This window comes from Streptomyces sp. NPDC048001, from assembly GCF_043203115.1.
In the GTDB taxonomy this organism is placed as follows: domain Bacteria; phylum Actinomycetota; class Actinomycetes; order Streptomycetales; family Streptomycetaceae; genus Streptomyces; species Streptomyces sanyensis.
In genome coordinates this window covers 252,357-270,045 of record NZ_JBIDBN010000003.1, presented here as the reverse complement: position 1 = coordinate 270,045, position 17,689 = coordinate 252,357, and the positions used below count along the sequence as shown (strand labels likewise).

Here is a 17,689-nt window from a genome sequence, read left to right as displayed (position 1 = left end):
CGCGCACCCCCGCGGTCGGCCCGTGCCGCTACGGCGCCATCTCGTAGGCGCCCGCGAGCGCCTCGACCCGCTCCCAGACCCGAGCCGAGCGCTCCGCGTCGACCACCGGCCGCCGGACGGCCGACAGCGCCCAGCGCTGCTGCGCCCCGGTCGCCGAGTCCTTGCCGTGCAACTCGACCGCGTGCGCGGAGAAGTCGCGGACCAGCACACCGAACAGCTCGTCCAGCAGGTCCTCGTCCAGACCGGTCAGCCGGGCCTGCTCCAGGATCAGCTGGCCGTGGACGACCAGCGCGAACAACTGGCCCACGGCCAGCAGGAGGTCGAGGTCGCGGCTCTGCTCCTCGTCGGGGGCGCAGTCGGCCGCGAACGCGCACAGCGCGTCGGCCTGCTCCCGGAACCGGGCGACGTTCGGCACCTTCGCGTACGCGTCGAAGGCCGGGCGCCAGTCGTGGAAGCGCACCGAGCCGAGCCCCCGGGCCGGGCCCTGGCGGAAGAGGAACGCGTCGTCCGCGGCGTCCAGCCGGGTCGGCACGGGCGGGTAGTCCACCGGGTGGAGCAGGTGGTTGCGCATGAACTTGAGGATCAGCGCCAGGTTGACGTGCACCGTCCCCTCCAGCTTGGGCAGGCCCCGGATCTCCACGGCCGCCTCGGCGAAGTAGGTGTCCTTCTCGAAGCCCTTCGCCGCGATGACGTCCCACATCAGGTCGATGACCTTCTCGCCCTCGGTGGTCACCTTCATCTTCGTCATCGGGTTGAACAGCAGGTAGCGCCGGTCCTCGGGCCCCGCCGAGCGGAAGTAGTCCACGGCCCGGTCGCTGAACAGCTTCATGCCGACCAGCCGCACATAGGCGTCGGCCAGCTCCCGGCGCACATGCGGGAAGGCGGTGACCGGGCGGCCGTACAGGATCCGGTGGTGCGCGTGGGTGACCGCCTCGTACATCGCGTGCTCGCAGATCCCGACCGAGGCCGTGCACAGGTTGAACTTGCCGACGTTCACCGTGTTGAGGGCGGCGTCGAAGGCGGCGCGCCCGGTGTGCAGCACGTCCCCGGCCGCCACCGGGTAGGCGTCGAGTCGGAACTCGCTGACGTACTTGGACGAGTCGACGACGTTCTGCACCAGGTGGTAGGCGGGGTGGCGGCTGTCGGCGGCGAAGAAGACGTAGCCCTCGGGGCCCTCCACGTCCGTGCGGCGGCCGAAGACGGAGACGAGGCCCGCGGCGTTGCCGTTGCCGATGTAGTACTTGGCGCCGGTGGCCAGGAAGCCGCCCCGGCCGTCCGGCTCCAGCAGCATGTCCGTGGAGTAGATGTCGGCCCCGTGGGCCCGCTCGGACAGGCCGAAGGCGAACACCTCGCCCTGCGCCAGCAGCCCCGCGGCGCGCTCGCGGGCGTCCGCGTTGCCGCTCTGCCACACCGGTCCCAGTCCCAGGACGGTCACCTGCCAGGCGTACCAGTAGTCCAGGCCGTAGAACCCGAGGATCTCGTTGAGCGCGGCGATGCGCGCCGTGTCCCACCGGGCGCCCGGCGCGCCCCCGGCCGAGGCCGGGGTGAGGAAGGCGGCGAACAGCCCCTCCTCGGCCGTGAAGGAGAGGAAGTCCGACAGCCACTCCCGGCTGCGGTAGTCCTCGATCAGCCGGCGCTTGCCCCGGGCCTCGAACCAGTCGACCGTCGCCCGCAGCAGCCGCCGCGTCTCGGCGTCGAAGTGCCGGGGGTCGTAGGTGCGGGGGTTGAACAGCAGCGGGTCGGCCATGGCGGACCGCCTTCCGGGAGTCGGTGGTCGGAATCGGGTGTGCGGAGCGGACGCCGGGGTGCGCCGGGCGCTCAGGAGGGCGGGAGCCCCCCGGCCAGGCGGTGGAGGGTGGCGAGGACGTCGTCCAGCCAGTCGAGGGTCATCCGCTCGTAGGCGATGCCGCCGCGCAGGACGACGTGCTGGAGCTCCCTGCCCGGGTCGGGCGGCGGAGCGCCGGGCCCGGTGAAGTCCCGCTCCTGTCCCGCCAGGTAGTGCGCCAGCCTCTCGGCGTGCACCCGCCGGTGGCGCTCGACCTCGCCGGCCAGGGCGGCCGGCTCGTCGAAGGCCGCCCCGCGGATCTTCACGGCGAGTTCGTGCCGCAGGCTCTCGGGCTCGATGGGCTCGTGCAGCCAGCGGGAGAGGGCGGCGCGGCCGGGGGCCGCCACCGAGTACTCCCTCTTGTCCGGCCGGCCCTGCTGGGCGACCTCGCGGACGTCGAGCAGGCCCTCGGCCTCCATGCGGCGCAGCACGCGGTAGATCTGCTGGTGGGTGGCGGTCCAGAAGTAGCCGATGGACCGCTCGAAGCGGCGCGCCAGCTCGTAGCCGGACCCGGGCCGCTCCAGCAGGGACACGAGGATCGCGTGGTCGAGCGCGATGCGGCGATGGTGCTATGCAACTCGTTGCATAGGCAAGGGAGGGAACCCCGGGTGAGACGCGGCTCACCCGGCGTCACCCGTCCGCCGGAGCGCGGCGGTGCCCTGCCCGGGAGCGGCCGGGGAGCGGTTCAGGCCAGGAACGGCATCCGCTCCCGCAGCACCGGGTGGGCGAACCCGGCGCCCGAGGCCCAGCGGCCCGCCTCGGCGACCGCCTGCGCCGCCAGGCGCCGCCACTCGTTCCCCTGGGACCCGGCCACATGAGGAGTGATCAGTGCGCCCTCGCACGCCCACAGCGGATGCCCGGGAGGCAGCACATCGGGCTCGGTGACGTCCAGCACCGCCCGGATCCTGCCCTCGGACACCGCCCGCACGAGCGCCTCCTGGTCCACCACGGCCCCCCGCGCCGTGTTCACCAGCACCGCGTCGTGCCGCATCGCCTCCAGCAGCTCCCGGCTCACCAGCCCCCGGGTCGCCTCCAGCAGCGGTGTGTGGACGGTGACGGTGTCGCTGCGCTCGAACAGCTCGCGCAGCCCCACGGCCTCGGCTCCCAGCGCCGCGGCCTCGGCCGCCGAGACGAACGGGTCGTGCAGCAGCACCGCGAGGTCGTGCGGCCGCAGCAGTTCGGCGACCCGCCGCCCGGTCATCGAGGCGGACAGGATCCCCACCGTGCGGCGGTAGTTGCCGACGTGCCCCGGTGTGCGCAGCCAGTCCTCCCGGTCCGCCCCGGCGCGGTACTCCCGTGCCTGCTCCAGCACCCGCTTCCCGCTCAGCAGGATCATCGCCACCGTGTACTCGGCGACCGGCACGGCGTTGGCCGCGGCGGCCGAGGACACCTCGACGCCGCGCTCCCAGCACGCCTCGGTGATGTGGCCCCGCACCGATCCGGCCGTGTGCACCACGGCCCGCAGCGACGGGGCGCGGGCGAGCACCGCCTCGTCGAGCGGCGGGCACCCCCAGCCGGTGACCAGGAGTTCGGTGCCGGCGAGCACGGCGCGCGCCCGGTCGGTGGCCAGGTCGTCGAGAACCGGTGGCGGCGCGAGGTCGCAGACCTCCTCCAGGGCGGCGAGCTCCCGGCCGCCGAGCACGGCAGCGGCCGCGGCGGGGGCCATCGCGAGCGCCGCGCGGGGGCGCCTGGTCGTGGAGGGCACGGGTCTCCCAAGGGGGCGTCGAGGGGCGGACGGGTCCCGGGCCGGGTGGGCCGCGGCTGGGCGCCAGTGAAGCGCCCGGGCCGCCGCCCGGCAAGGACTACTCCCCGCCGGGCTGCCGTGCCGCTGCGGCGGCCCGGCCGGGCCCCCGCATCAGCGCACGGCAGAGGGGCCGACGGCGGCCCGGGATGCGCCCCCGGTGCGGGCCTGCTTCGCTGGTCGGTGGGGGCGACCCACCGCATCCGAGGAGTGATCATGAGCCAACCCGAGGAGTCCCGGGGCCGGGTGCGCCAGATGCGCGAGAAGGCCAGGGAACTCGACGAGGCCGCCGAGCGCAGCAGCGACCCGAAGGAGCGCCGGCGGCTCAAGGACAAGGCGCGCAGGCTCTCCGCCCAGTCGGACCAGGAGTCCGCGATGGCCGCCGGGGACATCTACCCCGACCGGTGATCCCCGGGCCCCGCGCCCGGGCTTCCCGCGGCCGGTCCGCCGCCGGCGCCGGGCCCGCCCGGGCCGGGCCGCGGACCGCCCGCCCGCGGTCGGTGTCCCCACCGGTCCCGCGACCCGCCACCGGGCCGCGGGCCCTCCCGCTGCGGGCCCCGCGCACCGCGTCCCGCGGTCGCGGGAACCGAACGACGGCCGGGGGCGTTCTTCCCACAGGAGCGGCCACCGCCGAGAAGGAGGCGACGAGATGTCGACACGCACCAAGGTCGTGATCGGGGGAGTGGCCGTGGGCCTGCTCCTGATGCCGCTGATCGGCTTCTGGCTCTCGCTGCTGGTCGTGGTGGGAGTCCCCGCGGTCGCCTACTTCATGCTCGACCCGAGCCAGCGCCGGAGGCTGCGGCGCGTGTCGCGCCGCGAGATCGGCCGCTGACGTGGTCCCCGGCCCGTGCGACGGGGCCGAGAGGGCGTCGCACGGGCCGGGGACCGGGGCAGGGGCACCGTTCACCGCGACGCGGCACCGGCGCCGCGTCGCGAGGAGTGCTGGCCCACCGGGGGCGGGCTGTGCGCTGCTGCCCTCGGGCTGCGGCGTCCGGCCGTCCGCGTGCGGAGCGCCAGGCCCCGTCCCCTTCCGGGAAGCCCGGCAGTCCCGGCACCGTCTCTCCCGGGAGCCGTCCGGCGGCAGCCCGTGGACCGGGGTGCCGCGCCGGATGCGGTGGAGCGCACGGCGGAGGGCCGCCTTCCCGCCGGGTGGATGCGGGCGGGGCGACGACGCGGTGAGGTGCCGCGGCTGCCGTCGCGCGCCCGCCGGGTACGCGCGGGACACGTGTCAGGAAGGGTGGAGCGCGATCTTCTCCAGCGTGTCCAGGAGCGAGACGAGCCGGTCGCTGCGCTCCACGGGGACGACCTCCAACGGCTCGTCGTCCAGCAGCACATAGGCGAGGTCGTCCGTCCGGGCCACCAGCGACCAGCCGGGCCCGTCCGCCCGGATGGTCCGCGCGCCGCCGGGTGCGAAGGCGGAGCGGACCCGGCCGGGCGGGGGCGGGTCCTCGCCGTAGGCGACGGCCTCCCGCAGAGCGCGCCGGACGCCCTCGGCCAGCCGCCCGTCGTCCTGCGGCCCGGCCTCCCCGGCGGCCTGCGGCGCACCGGCCGGTCCGGCCTCCCCGTCCCCGTCCCCGCCCGCTTCCCCGTCTCCGTCCGCGTCCTGGGCCGTGCGTTCGCGCCACTGCGCCCACTGCGAGGCCACCTCGTCCGCCCCCAGCCGGCGCTGTGCCGGGCCCCAGGCGGACGTGTCGGGAGGGGCCAGCGGGGGCCGGTCGCCCTCCTGCGGGACCGGGTCGTGGGGAGCGGGCACCCCGGGAGCCGCGACCGCGAGCTCCAGCGGCCAGCCGGGCAGGGCCGAGACCACCGAGCGCTCGTCGGGCGACAGGTCGTACTCCATGCCGCAGTCCCAGGAGGCGACGGCCACGGCCACGAGCGAGACGTCGTCCACCACGACCGTCCACCGCGCGCCGCTTCCGTCCTGCCCCATCACCAGCCCGTAGCCCTCGGCGTAGGGCTCCAGACCGAGGGCGGCGCACGCCTCGGGATAGTCGTCGCCGAGCACGCCCGGGAACTGCGCGGGTGTGAGCAGCACGGCGGTCAGCACATACAGCGCGTCGTCGTCCACGACCTCGTCCGCCACGGCCACCTCCCGGTCCGATCCGTCGTCGGCGCACCCTAACCACTGGGTAACCCGCACGTCGAGAGCTTCGGGCCCCGGCCCGCCCGGGGCGACACGGGGGCACCGGGCCGGGACCGCTGCCGGGCGCCGGCCCGGGACGCCGGATCCCCCCGTCGTGTGCGTTCTGCGCACCCGTTCGAACGTCACGCGGTCGCCCCGGGGCATCTGATTGTCATATTCCGTCAGTTTTCGAACTGCGCCCCCTCCACGAGCCCCCGTGCGCACTAGCGTCCCTGGGCCATGGGACATCTGGACCACGCCGCCTTCGGCGCGCTGACGCCCGCGCTCTCCTTCCTGGCGGCCGCCGTCGGCGGCGCCCTCGGGCTGCGCTGCACCGTCCGCGCCCTCGCCGCGACCGGCCGGGCCCGGCGCAACTGGCTGGCCACCGCCGCCTCCGCCCTGGCCACCGGCATCTGGACGATGCACTTCGTCGCCATGCTCGGCTTCGACGTCCAGGGCACGCGGATCCGCTACGACGTCCCGCTGACCCTGCTGAGCCTGCTGGTCGCCCTGCTCGTGGTCGGCGCCGGACTCTTCTGCGTCTGCCACGGCGGCGGCCGGACGGCTCCCCTGCTGGCCGGCGGCCTGGCCACCGGGCTGGGTGTCGCCGGGATGCACTACCTCGGCATGGCGGCCCTGCGCCTGCACGGCACCGTGCACTACGACCCGCTGCTCGTCGCGCTCTCGGTCTCGGTCGCCGTGGCCGCCGCCACCGCCGCGCTCTGGGCGGCCGTGCACATCAGCTCCCCGGCCGCGGTGGCCGGCGCCTCCCTGGTCATGGGCGCCGCGGTCAGCAGCATGCACTACACCGGCATGCTCGCCGTCAGCGTGGAGGTCGATCCCTCCACGGCCCCGCTCGGCGGCGCCTCCGCCCTGCAGTTCATCTTCCCGCTCGCCGTCGGGCTCGGCTCCTACCTCTTCGTCACCTGCGCCTTCGTCGCACTCTCACCCACCGCGGCGCAGCGGGCGGAACATGCGCCGCCCCCTCGGGGCACCGGCGAGCGCTCCGCCGTCCCCGCAGGCGGCGGCGGGGAGCCCGCGCCGCGCGCCCCCCGGGAGGCGGCCGGGAGACCCGGGCGCGGCTGACCCGCACCCGACCGGCCACGCCCGTCGAACCCCGACCCCGACCCCGCACCCGGAACGAGGAGGCCATGCCCACACCCCGCACCAGCCCGGGCGACGAGAGCGCCCGCCCGGGGCCCGGGCCCACCGCCCGGCGGCGGCGCGCCCACGCAGGCCCCCCGGCCGTGGAGCACACCGGGCACGCCGCCTCCTCCACCCCGCCGCGACCGGGCGCGGGGAGCGCCGCCGGGTCGTCCGCAGGACGCCGCCTCCTGCCCCGGGCCCGGAGCGTGCGCGCCAGGGTCGTCTGCCTGCTGATGGTGCCGGTCGTCGCCCTGCTCACCCTCTGGGGCCTGGCGACCGTGACCGCTGCCCAGGACCTCGCCCGGGCACGCCTGCTCCAGCGGCTCGACACCCGCGTCGCCCACCCCGCGGCCGCCGCCGTGACCGCTCTCCAGGCCGAACGGCACGCCGCACTGCGGCAGTCGGCCTCCCCCTCCGGGGACCGGGCCGCGGCCCTGCGCACGGCGGCGTCGCGCACCGACGCGGCCGTGGACCGCCTGGCCCCGCACGGCGGAGGCGCCCCCGACGGCCTGCCCCGGGAGGTCGGCGCCCGCCTCGCCGCCTTCGTCCGGGCCGCCGGGGAGCTCCCCGCCGTCCGCCGTGCCGCCGCCTCGGGCGACGCGGACCGGGAGGCCGCCTACCGCACCTACACCTCCGCGGTGGAATCCGCTCTCGCGGTCGGCGGCACGACCGCCTCCTTCCGGGCCGGCGCGGACGCCTCCCGGGCCCGGGCCCTCGCCGAGGTCGAGCGCTCCGCCGAGATGCTCGCCCGGGAGGACGCCCTGCTCTCCTCCGCCCGGCTCACCGGGGAACTGGGCGCCGCGCACCAGCGCCTGTTCACCGGTGCGGCGGCGGCCCGCACCGCCCTCGGCGAGGCGGCCTCCACCGGACTCGACGGCCCGGCCCGGCGGGAGTGGAGCGCGCTCGCCGCGCACCCCGCCTTCCGGGGCCTGCGCACGGCCGAGGAGCGGGTCTCCGCGGCCGCACCCGGCCGCAAGGCCGCGGCGGCCGTCTCCGCCGGCTCCTGGGCCCAGCTCCGCTCCGAGGTCGGCGACCGGCTGCGCGCCGTGCAGGACCGTGCGCGCGAGGGGGCCGCGGAGCGCGAGGACCCCTTCACCGCGGCCCTGACCGGCACCTCGGGCGCCGCCGTGGTCCTGGGCCTGGTCGCGGCCGGGGCCGCGCTCGCGGTGTCGGTGCGCATCGGCCGCGGCCTCGTGCTGGAACTCGCCCTGCTGCGCAACGGCGCCCTGGAGATCGCCCGGCGCAGGCTCCCCGAGGCGATGCGGCGCCTGCGGGCAGGGGACCCGGTCGACCTCCCGGACGAGGCCCCCGCGGGGCCGCCTGCCCCGGACGAGATCGCCGAGGTGGCCCAGGCCCTCACCACGGTCCACCGCGCCGCGCTGGAGGCCGCCGCCGAACGCGCCGAACTCGCGGGCGGCGTCTCCGGGGTCTTCGTCAACCTCGCACGGCGCAGCCAGGCACTGGTGCACCGCCAACTCGCCCTGCTCGACGGCATGGAGCGGCGCGCCGAGGACCCCGGCGAGCTGGAGGACCTGTTCCGGCTGGACCATCTGACCACCCGTATGCGACGGCACGCCGAGAGCCTGATCATCCTCTCCGGGGCGGCTCCCGGGCGGGCCTGGAGCCGTCCCGTCTCCCTCACCAGCGTGGTGCGCGCCGCGGTCGCGGAGATCGAGGACTACGCCCGGGTGGAGATCCGGGGGCTGACCGAGGCGTCGCTGCCCGGGGCGGCGGTCGCCGACACCACCCATCTGCTCGCCGAACTCGTCGAGAACGCCACCCAGTTCTCCCCTCCGCACACCAGGGTCCGGGTCAGCGGCGAGATCGTCGGCAACGGCTACGCCGTCGAGGTCGAGGACCGGGGCCTGGGCATGGGCCGCGAGGCCCTCGACGAGGCCAACCGCCGACTGGCCCGGCCCGAGGGGCTCGACCTCCTCGACAGCGACCGGCTGGGGCTCTTCGTGGTCGGCCGCCTGGCCGCACGGCACGGTGTCACCGTCCGCCTGGGCACCTCCCCCTACGGAGGCACCACCGCGGTGGTGCTGCTGCCGCACGCCCTGCTCCAGGACCCCGCGCCGCGGCCCTCCGGCCGCCCCGCGGAACCGCGCACCGGCGCACCGCGAGCGCAGCGCCCCCCGGCCGCCCCGGACCCCGAGGCCGCGGGCGCACCCCGGACGGGCCCCGCGGACCGTCCGGGCGCGCCCCGGGGGGCGTCGGCGAGCGGCGGGGCACCCGAACGGGCCGCCGAGGGGCCGGCGGACCCCGCGCACGCCCGTGCGACCGAACCCCGCGCGCCCGGCGTGCGCCCCGCGCCCACCGCGGTTCCGCGCCCCCCGTCCGCGGCCCGCGGCGCCGGGCATCCGGCCGGCGCCGACGCCGGGGAGCCCGCCCCGCCCGGTGTGCACGCCCTCCGCCCCCGCCCCGCCCCGCCGGGGGCGGCGGCGCCGCCGCGGCCCGCCCCGGCGAGCGCGGCCCCGCACCGCCCCGGCCCGCCGCGGCCCGCCCCGGAGGCGGACGGCGGCCTGCCGCGACGGATCCGGCAGGCACACCTGGCACCGCAGCTGCGCACCGCCCCGGCCGCCCCCGGCGCCCCGTCCGCGACCGCCCTGCGGACCCCGGAGGCCGCGCGCGAGCAGATGGCCGCCTACCGCGAGGGCTGGGCCCGCGGCGGCGGCGCCGCCCCTGGCCCGGTCGCCCCCGCCGCCCCGGCCCGCTCCGCACTCCCGGCGGACCCCCCGCGCCCCCGCCCGCCCGCGACCGCGCTCCCGCACCGGCGGCAGCACCCCCAGGGGGCCGGCGACGCCACCCCGCGCCCCCGCGACCCCGGCGGCGAAGCCGCACCAGGCAGCGAAGGAGACCGCTCATGACCCAGGCCCCGCAGGCCGCCGCCCGCCACCGCTTCGGCGACCTGGACTGGCTGCTGGACGACCTCGTCACCCGCGTGGGCGAGGTGCGTCACGCGGTCGTGCTGTCCGACGACGGTCTGCCGGTGGGCGCGTCCGAGGGGCTGGGCCGCGAGGACGCCGAGCACCTCGCCGCCGTCTCCTCCGGATTCCAGAGCCTGGCCAAGGGCACCGGCCGGCACTTCCACACCGGGCAGGTGCGCCAGACCATGGTCGAGATGGACGACGGCTTCCTGTTCGTCGCCGCCGCGGGCGAGGGCTCCTGCCTCGCCCTGCTCACCACCGTCGGCGCGGACATCGGCCTGATCGCCTACGAGATGGCCCGGCTCGTCAACCGCGTGGGGGAGCACCTGGGGGCCCCGGCCCGGGTGAACACCCCGTGAGCGCACCCCGCGAGCGCGCCGCCGCCCGCTGGTACGACGCCGAGGCGGGCCCACTGGTGCGCCCCTATGCCATGACCGGCGGCCGCACCCGGCCCGGTGAGGTCGGCGTCCCCCTCGACCTGATCGCCCTGGTCGCCGCGGTGGGCACCGGCCCCGGCGAGGACTCCCTGCTCGGCCCCGAGCACCGCGCGCTGCTGTCCCTGTGCGCCGCGGGCGTGCAGTCCGTCGCCGAACTCGCGGCGGACGCCGACCTGCCCGTCGGCGTCGTACGCGTCCTCGTCGGCGACCTGCTGCAGGCGGGCCGTGTACAGGTCAGCCGGCCGGTGCCCCCGGCACGACTCCCGGACGAGAGGATCCTGCGTGAGGTCATCGACGGCCTGCGCGCCCTGTGAGGCGGCCGCTCCCCGCGGCAGCCCCGCCTTCCCCGGCGCCCTCCCCGGCCCGGCCCGGAGCGCGCCCTTCCCCCCGCACCACCCCCCTTGCGTCCCCGTACCCCTGGAAGAGGCGAGCCATGGCCATCGACGGCACACCGCGCACCGACCCCGACAGCGCACTCGCGCTGAAGATCCTCGTCGCCGGGGGGTTCGGCGCAGGCAAGACCACGCTCGTCGGCGCGGTGAGCGAGATCCGGCCCCTGCGCACCGAGGAGCAGCTGACCGAGGCCGGTGCCGGCATCGACGACACCGGAGGCGTCTCCCGCAAGACGACCACGACCGTGGCCATGGACTTCGGCCGCATCACCATCCGCTCCGGGCTCTCGCTGTACCTCTTCGGAACGCCCGGCCAGGACCGCTTCTGGTTCCTGTGGGACGAACTCGCGCACGGGGCGCTCGGCGCCGTCGTCCTCGCCGACACCCGGCGGCTCGCGGACTGCTTCGCGGCCGTCGACTACTTCGAGCACCGGCGCATCCCCTTCGTCGTCGCCGTCAACTGCTTCCCCGGGGCCCGCTCCTTCGGGGCGCACGAGGTCTCCCGCGCCCTCGACCTCGAACGCGGGACGCCCGTCGTCCTGTGCGACGCGCGCGACCGCGACTCGGGCAAGGAGGTCCTGGTCCGGCTCGTGGAGTACGCGGGCCGGATGCACGCCGCGCGGATGCTGGACTCCGTCGGATGACCGGCGCCGGACGCGGCGCCCGGCCGATCATGGCCGGGCCCGGCCGCGGCCCGGCCACCGGACCTTGCCCCCGGGCGCCGCGTGCGAAAGGCTGGCCGGCGGACGCGGGGCCACGGGGAACGGGCCACGGGGAACGGACCAGGGGGAGGGACGGCGATGGCGTCGGACAGGGGAAAGGGACTCGACTGGCTGCTGGACGACCTCACGCAGCGGGTCGACCACATCAGCCACGCGCTCGTGCTCTCCAGCGACGGCCTGGTCACGGGCGCGAGCACCGGGCTGCCGCGCGAGGACGCCGAGCACCTGGCGGCCGTCTCCTCCGGACTGCACTCGCTCGCCCGCGGCTCGGGCCGCCACTTCCGCGCGGGGCGCCCGCGCCAGACCATGGTCGAGTTCGACGAGGCGATGCTCTTCGTCACGGCCGCCGGTGAGGGCAGCTGCCTGTGCGTCCTGAGCAGCGCCGAGGCCGACGTCGGCCAGATCGCCTACGAGATGACGCTGATGGTCAACCGGGTCGGCGAGCACCTGGGCGTGGCGGCGCGCCAGTCCGCGCCCGGCACCGAGGACTGAGCCCGCGTCCGGGTCCCGGCCGGACCGCCCCCGCGGGAGGCGGGCCCGCCTCCCCGGCCGGGACGTGAAGTCGATCTACGGGGGCGCTTAAGAAAACCTCGATGGACGCGACGCTCCGGGCTGGGCAGATTGGAGCCCGTCCACTGACCGGAGCCGTATTTTCGGATACCGGTCAGTCCCCTCGCACGCCTGGAGCCGCAGCCATGAAGGCACTCGTCAAGCAGCACGCCGAACCCGGGCTGTGGCTCATGGACGTGCCGGAGCCCGAGACCGGCCCCGGCGACGTGCTGATCAGGGTGCTGCGCACCGGCATCTGCGGCACCGACCTCCACATCCGCTCCTGGGACGGCTGGGCCCGCCAGGCCGTCGACACCCCCCGGGTCCTCGGCCACGAGTTCGTCGGCGAGGTGGCCGGCGTCGGCGCGGACGTCGACGGCATCGCGGTCGGCGACATCGTCAGCGGCGAGGGCCACCTGGTGTGCGGCAGGTGCCGCAACTGCCTGGCCGGCCGCCGCCACCTGTGCCGCAGGACCGTCGGCCTCGGAGTCGGCCGCGACGGCGCCTTCGCCGAGTACGTCGCCCTCCCCGCCTCCAACGTCTGGGTGCACCGCACCGAGGTCCCCCTCGACGTCGCCGCGATCTTCGACCCCTTCGGCAACGCGGTGCACACCGCCCTGTCCTTCCCGCTCGTCGGGGAGGACGTCCTGATCACCGGCGCCGGCCCCATCGGCATCATGGCCGCGGCCGTCGCCCGGCACGCCGGCGCGCGCAACGTCGTGATCACGGACGTCAGCGAGCCCCGCCTGGCGCTGGCCCGCAAGGTCGGGGCCACCCTGGCCGTGAACGTCGCCGAGTCCGACATCGCCGAGGCCCAGCGTCGGCTCGGGCTGAAGGAGGGCTTCGACATCGGCCTGGAGATGTCCGGCCGCCCCGAGGCGGTCCGCGACATGGTCGACAACATGACGCACGGCGGCCGGATCGCCATGCTCGGCCTGCCCGCCGAGGAGTTCGCCGTCGACTGGTCGAAGATCGTCACCTCGATGATCACCATCAAGGGCATCTACGGCCGCGAGATGTTCGAGACCTGGTACGCCATGACGGTGCTCCTGGAGGGCGGCCTCGACCTCGCCCCGGTGATCACGGGCAGCTACTCCCACCGCGACTTCGACGCCGCCTTCGACGAGGCCGCCGACGCCCGCAGCGGGAAGATCATCCTGGACTGGACCGCCTGAGCCCGGCCGGCACCGCCCCGCTCTCCCCCCGAGAAACCGCCTCTAGGAGAACCTCATGTACGCGTCCGTCCGCGACGACCTCCGCGCCACCCTCGACGAGATCCGCGACGCCGGGCTCTACAAGCCGGAGCGTGTCATCGGCACCCCGCAGAGCGCCTCGGTCGGGGTGACCGAGGGCGGTGCCCCCGGCGACGTCCTCAACTTCTGCGCCAACAACTACCTCGGTCTGGCCGACCACCCCGCGGTGGTCGCGGCCGCCAGGGACGCCCTCGACCGCTGGGGCTACGGCATGGCCTCGGTCCGCTTCATCTGCGGCACCCAGGAGATCCACAAGGAGCTGGAGCAGCGGCTGTCCGCGTTCCTGGGGCAGGAGGACACGATCCTGTACTCCTCCTGCTTCGACGCCAACGGCGGCGTGTTCGAGACCCTGCTCGGTCCCGAGGACGCCGTGATCTCCGACGCCCTCAACCACGCCTCCATCATCGACGGCATCCGGCTGTCCAAGGCCCGCCGCCACCGCTACGCCAACCGCGACATGGCCGACCTGGAGCAGCAGCTGAAGGACTCCGTCGCCGGCGGCTCCCGCCGCCGCCTGATCGTCACCGACGGCGTGTTCTCCATGGACGGCTACGTCGCGCCCCTGCGCGAGATCTGCGACCTCGCCGACCGCTACGACGCCATGGTGATGGTCGACGACTCCCATGCGGTGGGCTTCGTCGGCCCCGGCGGGCGGGGCACCCCCGAGCTGCACGGTGTGACGGACCGCGTCGACATCGTCACCGGCACCCTCGGCAAGGCGCTCGGCGGCGCCTCCGGCGGCTATGTCGCCGCCCGGGCGGAGATCGTCGAGCTGCTGCGCCAGCGGTCCCGCCCCTACCTGTTCTCCAACTCCCTCGCCCCGGTCATCGCCGCGGCCTCCCTGACCGTGCTCGACCTCCTGGAGTCCGCCGGGGACCTGCGCGGGAGGCTGGCCGCCAACACCGCGCTGTTCCGCTCCCGGATGACCGAGGAGGGCTTCGAGCTGCTGCCCGGCGACCACCCGATCGCCCCGGTCATGATCGGCGACGCGGCGAAGGCGGGCCGGATGGCCGAACTCCTGCTGGAGCGCGGCGTGTACGTGATCGGCTTCTCCTACCCGGTGGTGCCGATGGGGCAGGCCCGCATCCGTGTGCAGCTGTCCGCCGCGCACTCCACCGGGGACGTGGAGCGGGCGGTGGCCGCGTTCGCCGACGCCCGGGCGGCACTGGAGGGCTGACACAATGGCCGGGTGATCGACCCCCGCCGGCTGCGCATCCTGCGGGCCGTGGCGGACCACCGGACGGTGACCGCCGCGGCCGCAGCGCTGTACCTGACCCCCTCGGCCGTCTCCCAGCAGCTCAACGCACTGGAACAGGAGACCGGTCACACCCTGCTGATCCGCAGCGGCAAGGGGGTGGTGCCGACCGCCGCCGGGGAGATCCTGCTGGCCCACGCCCACGCCGTGCTCGCCCAGCTGGAACGGGCCGAGGCCGATCTGGCCGCGTACGCCCAGGGCAGCGAGGGGACCGTCACCGTGGCCGCCTTCGCCACCGGCATCACCGAGGTGGTGGCCCCGGCCGCCGCCGCACTGGCCCGGGGCAGGCCCGGCCTCGCCCTGCGCGTGAGGGACGCGGAGGGCGACGAGAGCCTCCCGCTCGTGCTGGACGGCGAGGCGGACATCGCGGTCGCGGTCGAGTACCGGGGCGCGCCCGGGGCCGACGATCCCCGCCTGGCCCGGGTGCCGCTGTACGCGGAGACCTTCGACGCGGTCCTGCCCGCCGGCCACCCGCTCGCCGAGGGCCCGCAGGTGGCCCTCGCGGCCTTCGCCGACACCGACTGGATCGGCCCCTACCCCGGGAACCCCTGCCACGACATGGTGCTGCTCGCCTGCGAGCTGGCCGGCTTCCAGCCCCGGCTGGTGCACCTCTCGGACGACTTCCGTGCGGTGGTGGCGCTCGCCGGGGCGGGCGCGGGGGTCGCCCTCGTCCCGCGCTCCGCACTGCGGGGCATGGACCTGCGGGACACGGTGGTCAGGCCGGTCTCGGGACCGGCGGCGACCCGGCGGGTGTTCGCCGCGGCCCGCCGGGGCGCCGAGGAGCACCCGCTGATCCGGCCCGTGCTGGACGCCCTCGCCGGGGCGGCCGGGGGGCTGTCCACCGCCTGACCCGGGCCGTGTGCCCGCAGTGCCCGCCGCCCCGGCCCGCGCACGCCGCCCCGGCCCGCGCACGCCGCCCCGGGCCGGGCAGGAGGACGCCCGGTGCGGGGACGGCCCTGCGCCGCGCGGTCGCCCGCACCCGGCGCCGCCCGCCCCGCCCTCCGGGCGGACGGCGCGCGCCGCTGCGGGCACGTCCCGTGCGGCCGGGCGGTCCCGGCGTTCGCGCGGCACCGGCCGGGCCCGGCCGGATCCCGCGCCGTGCGGCGGGCAGGCGGCCCGGCGCGCGCGGCGCTCCGGGCGGCGGTCAGGGCCGCCCGGCTCCGGGGCCGCCCGGCGCGCCGGGCGCCGCGTCCGGCGCCTCCAGCGCGTGCTTGAGGTTGTCGAGCGTGATGCGGATGTTGCGGCGCTGGAACTCGGCGAAGGTCCGTCCCCGGGTGACCGCCCTGTCGAAGGCCAGGGCCAGCGCGTCGGGCCAGGCCCGCCGGTCGTCCCTCCAGGTCTCCGTCACACGGGTCCCGCCGCCGTCCACCGGCTCGAAGCGGTACTCCCAGGTCGCGATACGGCCCGGCAGCCGCGGCCGCCTCGCCCCGATGGCGTGCACCCGGAAGGCGAACCGCCGGCCGGGGTCCGCGGCCGTCACCGTGCACCGGGTGGTCCAGGACAGGGGGCCGCGCCGGTTCCGGCCCTCGAAGACGGTGCCGACCGCCACCGGCCCGGCGCCGCGCAGCACGGCACCCCGGTTCTCGGGGCTCCAGCGCCCCATCAGCGTCGGGTCGCTGACCTGGGCGTAGACCACGGCCGGAGGGGCGTCGACCACGACGCTGTCCGAGACGCTGAGGATCCGGGGCATGGGCGGGCTCCGATCGTCGGGGAGGGCCGACGCTACCCGCCCGGCGGCGGGACCGGTCACCCCGGGGTACCCGCCGGTAGCCAGGCGCGGCCCGCCCGGCGCGGCCCGCCCGGCGCGGCCCGCCCCCGGGCGCGCCGCGCCCCGGCGTCGCCCCGCCGTCGGACCACCCCGGGGCGACCGGGCGGTGCGGGCGGCGGCATGGTGTGATGCGGTCAGTGGCGTCGACCCGAGGGGCTGCCCGATGAGCACACCCGGACCGCCGGCCGCCGGGGCACCCGCCGCGGGCCCCGCGCCCGCGGCGCGGCACGCCGGCTGGATCGAGCTCTTCTTCGACCTGGTGTTCGTGGCCTTCGTCGCCCAGCTCGCGCACGGTCTGCACGGCGACCCCGGCGCCCGGGACTTCGCCGTCCTCCTCGCCCTGTACTTCCCGGCCTGGTGGATGTGGGCGAACATCACCGTCGCCGCCAACCTCTTCGCCGACGACGGCCCGCGCAGGCGCCTCGCGATGCTGTTCGCGATGCTCTTCCTCGCGGCCATGGCGGCGGCCGTACCGGAGGCCGACGGCGACCGCGGCGCGGCCTACGCGCTGGGCTACGCGGGAACCCGGCTGGTGCTCCTCGCCCTGTGGTGGCCCGCGACCCGTGCCACGGAGCGCCGCCCGGTCCCGCGCCGGCGGCCCCTCGCCTACTGCCTGGGGTTCGCCGTGCTGTGGACCGCCTCCGCCGCGGCCCCGGCGTCCTGGCGCCTCGCCGTCTGGGCGGTGCTGGTGGCCGCGGAGATGGCGCTGCTGCTCAGCTCCCGCGGCGCGGGGATCCCCAGGCCGGTGCACACGGGGCACCTCGTGGAGCGGGTCGGCCTCTTCGTGATCATCGTCCTGGGGGAGTCCGTCCTGTCCGTGGTCACGGCCACCGACGCGACATGGACCGCCGAGGCCGGTGCGGTGGCCGTGCTCGGCTTCGTCCTGCTGGCGGCCCTGTGGTGGTCGTACTTCGACTTCGCCACCACCGCCGCCGAACTGGTCATCGGCCGCTCGCGGATGCGCGACGCCTATGTGCTCGCCCGCGACGTCGCCGGCTTCCTGCACTACTTCGTCACCTTCGGGATCATCGCCCTCGCCGCGGGGCTCGGCACCGCTGTCGAGGACGCCGGCCACGAGCACCTGCCCCAGGGCGCCCTGTGGGCCCTGGGCGGCGGGCTCGCGCTCTACCACGCCGCGCACGCGGCCATCGCCCTGCGCTTCGGCCGGCCACCGCACCGGATCGCGGTCTGGGCCGTGCCCGGGATCGGCGTCCCCCTGCTGATCGCCCTGGCGGGCCGCGCCCTGGCTCCCTGGCTGGTGGTCCTGCTGCTGGCGGCGGAGGCCGTCGGCCACCTGGTGTACGCGGAGCGGCGCGCCCGGAGCGGGTGGGCGGCCTCCCTGCGCTGAGGGCCCGGCCGCTCCTCCCCGGTGGCACGGCGGTCCGGCGCGCGGCGCCGCAGGCGCCTGCGCCGACGGCCCCGGACCGTACGGGGTGAGGACGGACGGCCCGGCGACGCGGCGGGGCGGGGCGTCCGCCGCCGTGCACCCCGCCCGGCGTGGCGGACCCAACAGGCCGGCCGGGGCCGGGCCGGCCGGAACCCCCAGCCGGGG

The 17,689-nt window shown here is 76.7% G+C and carries 17 protein-coding genes; 12 read left to right on the top strand and 5 right to left on the bottom strand.

Translation table 11 applies throughout. The annotated features are described in order from the left end of the window. Positions 1-28: 28 nt before the first annotated feature. From ACGF15_RS07765 to ACGF15_RS07755, 3 genes are all read right to left on the bottom strand, one after another. Positions 29-1,747, bottom strand: a complete 1,719-nt coding sequence (locus ACGF15_RS07765) for an acyl-CoA dehydrogenase family protein (protein ID WP_392797178.1) — start codon at positions 1,745-1,747, stop codon at positions 29-31. 71 nt (positions 1,748-1,818) lie between these two features. Continuing rightward, the gene (locus ACGF15_RS07760; protein ID WP_345615560.1) at positions 1,819-2,382 is read right to left on the bottom strand and encodes a PadR family transcriptional regulator; all 564 of its coding nucleotides are present in this window, start codon (positions 2,380-2,382) and stop codon (positions 1,819-1,821) included. 128 nt (positions 2,383-2,510) lie between these two features. After that, positions 2,511-3,491 (bottom strand): hydroxyacid dehydrogenase, encoded by a 981-nt coding sequence (locus ACGF15_RS07755; protein WP_345615645.1) that lies wholly within the window; start codon positions 3,489-3,491, stop codon positions 2,511-2,513. Between the two features lie 291 nt (positions 3,492-3,782). Here ACGF15_RS07755 and ACGF15_RS07750 point away from each other — a divergent pair, with 291 nt between their 5' ends. Both ACGF15_RS07750 and ACGF15_RS07745 read left to right on the top strand, forming a co-directional pair. Continuing rightward, positions 3,783-3,974 carry a DUF6381 family protein gene (locus tag ACGF15_RS07750; RefSeq protein ID WP_345615559.1) on the top strand — a complete coding sequence of 64 codons (192 nt, stop codon included), beginning with the start codon at positions 3,783-3,785 and terminating at the stop codon, positions 3,972-3,974. A 241-nt stretch (positions 3,975-4,215) separates the two neighbouring features. After that, positions 4,216-4,398, top strand: coding sequence for a hypothetical protein (locus ACGF15_RS07745; protein WP_256523606.1), 183 nt, complete (start codon positions 4,216-4,218; stop codon positions 4,396-4,398). Between the two features lie 396 nt (positions 4,399-4,794). Here ACGF15_RS07745 and ACGF15_RS07740 read toward each other — a convergent pair whose 3' ends face one another. Further along, positions 4,795-5,655, bottom strand: a complete 861-nt coding sequence (locus ACGF15_RS07740; protein WP_362615671.1) for a hypothetical protein — start codon at positions 5,653-5,655, stop codon at positions 4,795-4,797. A 273-nt stretch (positions 5,656-5,928) separates the two neighbouring features. Here ACGF15_RS07740 and ACGF15_RS07735 point away from each other — a divergent pair, with 273 nt between their 5' ends. From ACGF15_RS07735 to ACGF15_RS07695, 9 genes are all read left to right on the top strand, one after another. Continuing rightward, positions 5,929-6,774: an MHYT domain-containing protein gene (locus ACGF15_RS07735; RefSeq protein WP_392797176.1), complete on the top strand. Its 846-nt coding sequence runs from the start codon at positions 5,929-5,931 to the stop codon at positions 6,772-6,774. Between the two features lie 65 nt (positions 6,775-6,839). Beyond that, positions 6,840-9,701, top strand: a complete 2,862-nt coding sequence (locus ACGF15_RS07730; RefSeq protein ID WP_392797174.1) for a nitrate- and nitrite sensing domain-containing protein — start codon at positions 6,840-6,842, stop codon at positions 9,699-9,701. Continuing rightward, positions 9,698-10,120, top strand: a complete 423-nt coding sequence (locus tag ACGF15_RS07725; RefSeq protein WP_362615565.1) for a roadblock/LC7 domain-containing protein — start codon at positions 9,698-9,700, stop codon at positions 10,118-10,120. The genes ACGF15_RS07730 and ACGF15_RS07725 overlap by 4 nt, the downstream gene beginning before the upstream one ends. Next, the gene (locus tag ACGF15_RS07720; RefSeq protein WP_392797172.1) at positions 10,117-10,512 is read left to right on the top strand and encodes a DUF742 domain-containing protein; all 396 of its coding nucleotides are present in this window, start codon (positions 10,117-10,119) and stop codon (positions 10,510-10,512) included. The genes ACGF15_RS07725 and ACGF15_RS07720 overlap by 4 nt, the downstream gene beginning before the upstream one ends. Before the next feature lie 119 nt (positions 10,513-10,631). Continuing rightward, the gene (locus tag ACGF15_RS07715; protein WP_345616523.1) at positions 10,632-11,234 is read left to right on the top strand and encodes an ATP/GTP-binding protein; all 603 of its coding nucleotides are present in this window, start codon (positions 10,632-10,634) and stop codon (positions 11,232-11,234) included. Between the two features lie 156 nt (positions 11,235-11,390). Then, positions 11,391-11,804, top strand: coding sequence for a roadblock/LC7 domain-containing protein (locus tag ACGF15_RS07710; RefSeq protein ID WP_345616522.1), 414 nt, complete (start codon positions 11,391-11,393; stop codon positions 11,802-11,804). Between the two features lie 203 nt (positions 11,805-12,007). Further along, on the top strand, positions 12,008-13,036 hold the full coding sequence (gene tdh, locus ACGF15_RS07705) for an L-threonine 3-dehydrogenase (protein WP_392797169.1): 1,029 nt from the start codon (positions 12,008-12,010) through the stop codon (positions 13,034-13,036). Between the two features lie 55 nt (positions 13,037-13,091). After that, positions 13,092-14,291, top strand: a complete 1,200-nt coding sequence (locus tag ACGF15_RS07700) for a glycine C-acetyltransferase (RefSeq protein ID WP_345616520.1) — start codon at positions 13,092-13,094, stop codon at positions 14,289-14,291. 12 nt (positions 14,292-14,303) lie between these two features. Then, a complete protein-coding gene (locus tag ACGF15_RS07695; RefSeq protein WP_345616519.1) occupies positions 14,304-15,218 on the top strand; it encodes a LysR family transcriptional regulator in 915 nt (304 codons plus the stop codon). 295 nt (positions 15,219-15,513) lie between these two features. Here the strand turns inward: ACGF15_RS07695 and ACGF15_RS07690 are convergent, their stop codons facing one another. Beyond that, the gene (locus ACGF15_RS07690) at positions 15,514-16,059 is read right to left on the bottom strand and encodes an SRPBCC family protein (protein WP_392797167.1); all 546 of its coding nucleotides are present in this window, start codon (positions 16,057-16,059) and stop codon (positions 15,514-15,516) included. 241 nt (positions 16,060-16,300) lie between these two features. Here ACGF15_RS07690 and ACGF15_RS07685 point away from each other — a divergent pair, with 241 nt between their 5' ends. Beyond that, a complete protein-coding gene (locus ACGF15_RS07685; RefSeq protein WP_392797165.1) occupies positions 16,301-17,485 on the top strand; it encodes a low temperature requirement protein A in 1,185 nt (394 codons plus the stop codon). Positions 17,486-17,689: the final 204 nt, after the last annotated feature.

Excerpts from the sequence above, each read along its gene's own strand:
- ACGF15_RS07685 (WP_392797165.1), top strand. The coding sequence starts at position 16,301 with ATGAGCACACCCGGACCGCCGGCCGCCGGGGCACCCGCCGCGGGCCCC.
- ACGF15_RS07745 (WP_256523606.1), top strand. The coding sequence starts at position 4,216 with ATGTCGACACGCACCAAGGTCGTGATCGGGGGAGTGGCCGTGGGCCTG.
- ACGF15_RS07710 (WP_345616522.1), top strand. The coding sequence starts at position 11,391 with ATGGCGTCGGACAGGGGAAAGGGACTCGACTGGCTGCTGGACGACCTC.
- ACGF15_RS07715 (WP_345616523.1), top strand. The coding sequence starts at position 10,632 with ATGGCCATCGACGGCACACCGCGCACCGACCCCGACAGCGCACTCGCG.
- ACGF15_RS07750 (WP_345615559.1), top strand. The coding sequence starts at position 3,783 with ATGAGCCAACCCGAGGAGTCCCGGGGCCGGGTGCGCCAGATGCGCGAG.
- ACGF15_RS07700 (WP_345616520.1), top strand. The coding sequence starts at position 13,092 with ATGTACGCGTCCGTCCGCGACGACCTCCGCGCCACCCTCGACGAGATC.
- ACGF15_RS07730 (WP_392797174.1), top strand. The coding sequence starts at position 6,840 with ATGCCCACACCCCGCACCAGCCCGGGCGACGAGAGCGCCCGCCCGGGG.
- ACGF15_RS07765 (WP_392797178.1), bottom strand. The coding sequence starts at position 1,747 with ATGGCCGACCCGCTGCTGTTCAACCCCCGCACCTACGACCCCCGGCAC.
- ACGF15_RS07755 (WP_345615645.1), bottom strand. The coding sequence starts at position 3,491 with ATGGCCCCCGCCGCGGCCGCTGCCGTGCTCGGCGGCCGGGAGCTCGCC.
- tdh (WP_392797169.1), top strand. The coding sequence starts at position 12,008 with ATGAAGGCACTCGTCAAGCAGCACGCCGAACCCGGGCTGTGGCTCATG.
- ACGF15_RS07690 (WP_392797167.1), bottom strand. The coding sequence starts at position 16,059 with ATGCCCCGGATCCTCAGCGTCTCGGACAGCGTCGTGGTCGACGCCCCT.
- ACGF15_RS07735 (WP_392797176.1), top strand. The coding sequence starts at position 5,929 with ATGGGACATCTGGACCACGCCGCCTTCGGCGCGCTGACGCCCGCGCTC.
- ACGF15_RS07725 (WP_362615565.1), top strand. The coding sequence starts at position 9,698 with ATGACCCAGGCCCCGCAGGCCGCCGCCCGCCACCGCTTCGGCGACCTG.